Raw genomic sequence first — 6,000 nt, forward strand, 5'->3', positions numbered from 1 at the left:
GGAATCGATTTGATTCCTTCTCGAGGATGATATTATAATCCACATTTAAGCTGTGCACCACAGTTTGTACATGTGTTACATCCACCAAGGTCTTCTACTGTACCTTGACGACAAACTGGGCATGTATCGCCTACTTCAGAACCAATTGTTACATCGGTTTGACGTAAGTCAATCACAGTATCCATTAGCACTACACGATTTTTTGGTTTTTCTTCTTCAGTAGTCACTTCTGTATCTTCAAACGTGTTCTCTTCTGCTTTTAGTGTAAGAACTTGAGCATCACGGCTTCCATCAACGTAAACCGTACCACCTTTAGCTCCACCTTTGTAGAGGCGCTCATATACAGCTTCTACTTGAGAAACAGTGTAGCCTTTTGGTGCATTAACTGTTTTACTGATTGAACTATCAATCCAGCGCTGAATGACACATTGAACGTCAGCATGTGCTTCTGGTGAAAGTTCCATTGCAGAAACGAACCAATTAGGAAGGTTGTTTGAATCTGCTTCCGGATGTTTGTCTAAATATTCTTGAACGATATCCGCTTTAACTTCGATAAACTTACCTAAGCGCCCACTTCTGAAATAAGAGAATGAGAAATAAGGTTCTAGACCTGTTGAGACGCCAACCATAGTTCCTGTGCTACCTGTAGGAGCAACAGTTAGTAAGTGTGAGTTACGAATTCCGTATTGTTTAATGCCTTCTTTGATATCCTCTGGCATTTTTTGCATATATCCAGTATTAACTAAAGCTTCTCTGATACGATTTCCATCTTCAGGTGAATTACCTTGTAAGAATGGGAAGCTACCTTTTTCTTTTGCAAGTTCAATTGAAGCACGATAAGCAGTTGTTGCAATTACTTCGAACACTTCATCAACTAACTTATTTCCTTCTTCTGAACCATATTCTGTTTCACAATAGATAAGTAAATCGTGTAATCCCATAACCCCTAGGCCTACACGGCGCTCACCTAATGCTTGTTTTTTATTAGCTTCTAAGAAGTAAGGAGTAGCATCAATAACGTTATCCTGCATTCTCACTCCAACTTCAACAGTTTGCTTTAGTTTCTCAAAGTTAACCGTTTTTGTTTCTTTATCAACCATTTCAGCTAAGTTAACAGCTGCAAGGTTACAAACTGAATATGGTGCAAGGGGTTGCTCGCCACATGGGTTGGTAGCAACAACTTTTTGACCATAGCTTTGTGCATTTGTCATGTCGTTTGCATTATCAATAAAGAAAATTCCTGGTTCTGCCGCATAAGTTGCGCAAATATTGATTAGGTTCCAGAGATCTCTAGCTTTGATCTTACGATATACACGTACCTTGTGACCAAGCTTTTCCCACTCGCGTACATCCCCAACCTTATGCCATTCTTCATTGTAAATCTTCATTTCTTCTTCATTATAACTTTCAACATCTGGGAATTTTAGTTCGTATAATCCATCTTCTTCAACAGCTTGCATAAAATCTTTTGTGATACAAACAGATATATTTGCTCCAGTTAAGAATTCAGGATTGTGGACACTATAGGTACCACCGGTAACTAACTTTTGCTCCGCATCTTTAATAATCTTATCACTAAATCCACCGTAGCCAGGGATTTGTTTATAATTCACAATTCCTTGGTACATTTGAACTTCTTGCTCAGTAAACGGAGTGAATTTTAGCTTTTCCTGAGCGTATTTTTTAATGGTTGCATCTTCTGTATTTTCAATTAAATAACGAAGAATTCTAGGGTTTTGCATCTTCGATATGATGAACTCAATAATATCAGGGTGATCAGATTGTAACATGATCATTTGTGCTCCCCTGCGGGACCCACCCTGCTCAACAAGATGTGTTAATTTCGCAATGTCATCAAGCCATGAAACAGAACCAGATGACTTACCATTTACACCGCGTGCTAGTGTGTTACGTGGGCGTAATGTAGAACCGTTTGTTCCTACACCGCCACCACGGCTCATGATTTCCATAACCTGCTTACGATGCTCTGAGATACCCTCACGAGAATCCTGAACATACGGCATTACGTAACAGTTAAAGTACGTAACATCTGTATCCGCACCTGCTCCGTAGAGAACACGTCCAGCTGGAATAAAGTTTAATTTAACAAGCTCTTGATAGAACTTTTCAAACCACTCCTGACGTTTTTCCTCTGTTTTCTCAACGGAAGCCAAACCAGTCGCATTTCTTTTGGCAATTTGCTCATAGAAGATTTCAAGTGGTTTCTCAATAACATCTAGTGAACGATTTACAATTCCTGTCTCCACTTCCTCAGGCTTGTCCAGCACACCACGATATTCTTCTTCTACAAGCACCTGTGCTGTCTTCTGTTCCCAATCAATGTCAACGATGAAACCTAAACCACGGGCAGGGAACTTAGGATCTTCTTTGATTGTAAGAACAACAAAGTCACCTTCTGCAAGAGTAATCTTCTCGGTATCCTTAAATGTATACCGGTCAAGCATTACTAGCCTTGATACACCCTTATGCGTTATCTTCATGTCCTCCGTAATTGGATGGACTTGAGGAAAAAGGCGTATATCCTGGTTCAACCTTTCAACATTAATATTCGATTTTTCTAGCACAACTGTCATTCCCACATCTCCCTTTAAATCTATTAATTAATTGTGTTTATTTTTGTGTGATAAAATTAAAGTATCACATATCTATTTGAAAGACAATACAAATAATCAATATATAGTATGAAAATAATTTTCGACACCACTACATATTGATTTTGAGATGAATAAAATCTATTTTGTCAAACTGAAAATAGTATAATATATAAAGAAAATAAGAGGAAAAACTAGGTAAACTGAATAAATTCATCTTTTTTGAAGAATTTTGTCGCTTGATTTTTCTCATTAAAGACCAAACTTAACAATACCAAAGTCCTATGGTTTTTACCAAGTAAAAAACGACTAAAAAAGTCGTTTATCTTTTAAAATTCCATTCATCTGTTTTATATCGTCTTTCGGCAATTTCATACACATACTTCATTTCCTCATCAGACAATTGATAAGGCTCTAGGACAATATTAAGCCCTTCCTCGAAACCTTCTTTAAAAGCCTGCTTGGCTTCATCAATGGTAACTCGTTTCTCCCTTAATGCATTTATAGCAACAGCTTTATTTTTAAAATTACGCTGCATTCTTTCCTTCACACGGTCGCTAGGATATTTAAAGAGATTAAATAATTTATCCTCATCTATATCTAGTAGAATAGAGCCGTGCTGTAAAATGACACCCTTCTGTCTTGTTTGAGCACTTCCAGCAACTTTCCTTCCTTCTACGACAAGTTCATACCAAGAAGGTGCATCAAAGCACACAGCAGATCGTGGGTTTTTTAACCCTTCACGCTCTTCCGCCGTTTTTGGAACAGCAAAATAAGCATCAAGACCCAATTTCCGAAAGCCTTGTAAAACCCCTTCGGAAATAACACGATAAGCCTCTGTTACGGTCTGTGGCATTTCAGGATGATCCTCAGACACAATCACACTATAAGTAAGCTCTTGATCGTGTAGCACCCCTCTACCTCCAGTCGGGCGTCGTACAAATCCAAGACCATACTTTCTAACAGCATCTAAATCAATTTCTCTTTCTACTTTTTGAAAATAACCAATTGAAAGAGTCGGTGGATTCCAACCGTAAAAACGTATAGTTGGTGGAATCTTCCCCTCACTATTCCAATCAAGCAAAGCTTCATCTAAAGCCATATTAAACTCAGGCGAACAATTGCCAGAATCAATAAATCTCCATACCTCTTTTTCCATTTGAAACCCTCTTTGTTTAAATAATAGTTTGCCATTCCTTAGTGTATCAGAACAAAAATTGAATTTCAAAATCAAAACCCCAGAGAATTCCTTTGATTCTTTTAAGTCACACGAATATAATAGAAAAGGCGAGATAGAAAAAGGAGTAGATTGATTTTGGAAATACTTTTAATTGTTTTAGGTGCAATCATCGCATACGGAATTATCACATTCTTCTACCAACGAAAAATAGTAACTGTTTTAACTGAAGAACAATTTCGTGAAGGATATCGTAAAGCACAATTAATCGATGTCCGTGAACCGAATGAATTTGACGGGGGTCATATTCTAGGAGCACGTAATATACCGTTATCTCAGATGAAACAACGATTAACAGAAATCAGACCTGATAAACCAGTCTACTTATACTGCCAAAACACTGTTCGTAGTGGTCGTGCAGCCCAATTACTTCGTAAAAAGGGTTATAAAGACCTTTACCAGCTCCAAGGCGGCTTTAAAAAATGGTCAGGTAAAATAAAGAAAAAGTAACCTATTCCGTCATTGGAGTAGGTTTTTTCATAGCTTAAATATGATAAAATGTGAAAAGAATAACCTGAGGTGATATTTTGAACATTTCAAAAGGAATTTACCACACCATCTACCACCCAAGATTAATCATCATCCCACTAATCGTAAATGTTATCCTCTCATCCATAGGAATATTAGGGGTATATTTTAGCTTTGTCCCGTTTTCATTTCACATCATTGACATTCCCTTTGTAATTCCACTTCTTAATGACATTAATACGTCTCATAAGGAAAACCATTGGATTTTATCAAGCATAGCTACTATTGTAATCCTACTAATAAAAAGCTACGCATTCAGCATGTACCTTGGATCCATGAAATGCTTTTTAGAAGGACCCGATAATACATATTCCGTTTTAAAAATTGCACCTTACTATTTTGACAGAATGGTGATATTTTCCATCACTGAATTTATAATAAGTGGCTTCATCTATCTTCTATTTCATATATTTTGGCCGCTAGCCATCGTCACCATTCTAATCGTGGCACTTTACTCTCTGACTCCATTCATTCTGGTCTTAGAAGATACCTCAGTTAGGGATGCCATTGCAAAATCACCAAGACTATTACTTGAAAATTTGGGTAGCCTACTATTTATTTCACTACTATCACTGATTTTGTTTTTATTGATTGCTAACCTTCCTATAGTGAATAAAAACATTGCGTACTACGTTACATTACTTCTATATTGTTTTATTGGGACGGTCATGGTACATGCTGTGATGGATTGTTTGCATAAGAATATTTATCATTTTAGCCTGCCATCAAAGAAGGTAAAAAAGACGAAAAAGTTTTTCCTACCACTTTGGATTGTGGCACTTCTATTACCAATACTTGGAGCATTGTTAGTCTCTATATAAAGATCGAAATTATATGTGCCCATTCGAGAAGATTGGTTTACGTCTTTTCGATAAATCATTTATGTTTTTTTCAGCTTAAAGAAGCCTTACATAAAGGTGGGCATTTTTACCCTGGTCATACCGAAATTTTGGCGGACTTAAATTTCCCATCCTGCAATACCTGAAACTCCATGTCCCACCAATTACCAATATATCCTTTATACCGTTTGAGTTATATCATTTATCGTTTTTCAACTTGGTGATATATCGTTTATGCCGTCTTCGGTATATCGGTTATCGTTTTCTAGCCTCGCGATATATCATTTATGCCGTTTGCAGTATGTCTCATAGTACATTCCGGTTGTCGCTCCCTTGCTTCCTTCTGATTTAATTGGTTCGCAGTCTTTGGGTAGTTTTTGTTGGTGGATATGGGGGTTTGTGGTATACGGATTCTAATTTACCCTTTAGTGGTTTATGGTAACCTTATTTTTCATTTTGGAGTTTCTTGACGTTTGCTTGTTCACGTTTCCCTAATCTTTTCCATTTGTGGACTTCTTTCTGTCGTTTCTTGTCCGGTTTCACCTAGTTTCTTCCATTGCAGGACCTCTTTCTGACATTTGCTTGTTCAGTATTACCTAGTTTTTCCATCTGCGGACCTCTTTCTAACGTTTGCTTACCTAGTATTTCCTAGTTTTTTCCATCTGTGGACCTCTTCTTATCTAGTCGAAATCCAACACTTTATTGGAAGACTTTTGTTACCCCTAACCTTGCAATTTTTAAGCAATAAAAAGACCAACCATATCGGCTGATCTTTTAATTTGCA

4 protein-coding genes are annotated in these 6,000 nt (G+C 37.2%); 2 read left to right on the forward strand and 2 right to left on the reverse strand.

The window, feature by feature from the left end; genetic code table 11:
• Positions 1-32 precede the first annotated feature (32 nt).
• Both BTHG_RS21990 and BTHG_RS21995 read right to left on the reverse strand, forming a co-directional pair.
• On the reverse strand, positions 33-2,594 hold the full coding sequence (locus BTHG_RS21990) for a vitamin B12-dependent ribonucleotide reductase (RefSeq protein WP_010284615.1): 2,562 nt from the start codon (positions 2,592-2,594) through the stop codon (positions 33-35).
• Between the two features lie 340 nt (positions 2,595-2,934).
• The gene (locus BTHG_RS21995) at positions 2,935-3,771 is read right to left on the reverse strand and encodes a lipoate--protein ligase family protein (protein ID WP_010284618.1); all 837 of its coding nucleotides are present in this window, start codon (positions 3,769-3,771) and stop codon (positions 2,935-2,937) included.
• A gap of 156 nt (positions 3,772-3,927) precedes the next feature.
• Here BTHG_RS21995 and BTHG_RS22000 point away from each other — a divergent pair, with 156 nt between their 5' ends.
• Together BTHG_RS22000 and BTHG_RS22005 are read left to right on the forward strand one after the other, a co-directional pair.
• On the forward strand, positions 3,928-4,299 hold the full coding sequence (locus BTHG_RS22000) for a rhodanese-like domain-containing protein (RefSeq protein ID WP_010284620.1): 372 nt from the start codon (positions 3,928-3,930) through the stop codon (positions 4,297-4,299).
• Positions 4,300-4,376: 77 nt separating this feature from the next.
• Complete coding sequence (locus tag BTHG_RS22005; protein WP_010284622.1) at positions 4,377-5,198, forward strand: hypothetical protein; 822 nt, start codon at positions 4,377-4,379, stop codon at positions 5,196-5,198.
• Positions 5,199-6,000 lie beyond the last annotated feature (802 nt).

It is taken from the genome of Bacillus timonensis (assembly GCF_000285535.1).
GTDB classification, from domain to species: Bacteria; Bacillota; Bacilli; order Bacillales; family Bacillaceae_L; genus Ferdinandcohnia; species Ferdinandcohnia timonensis.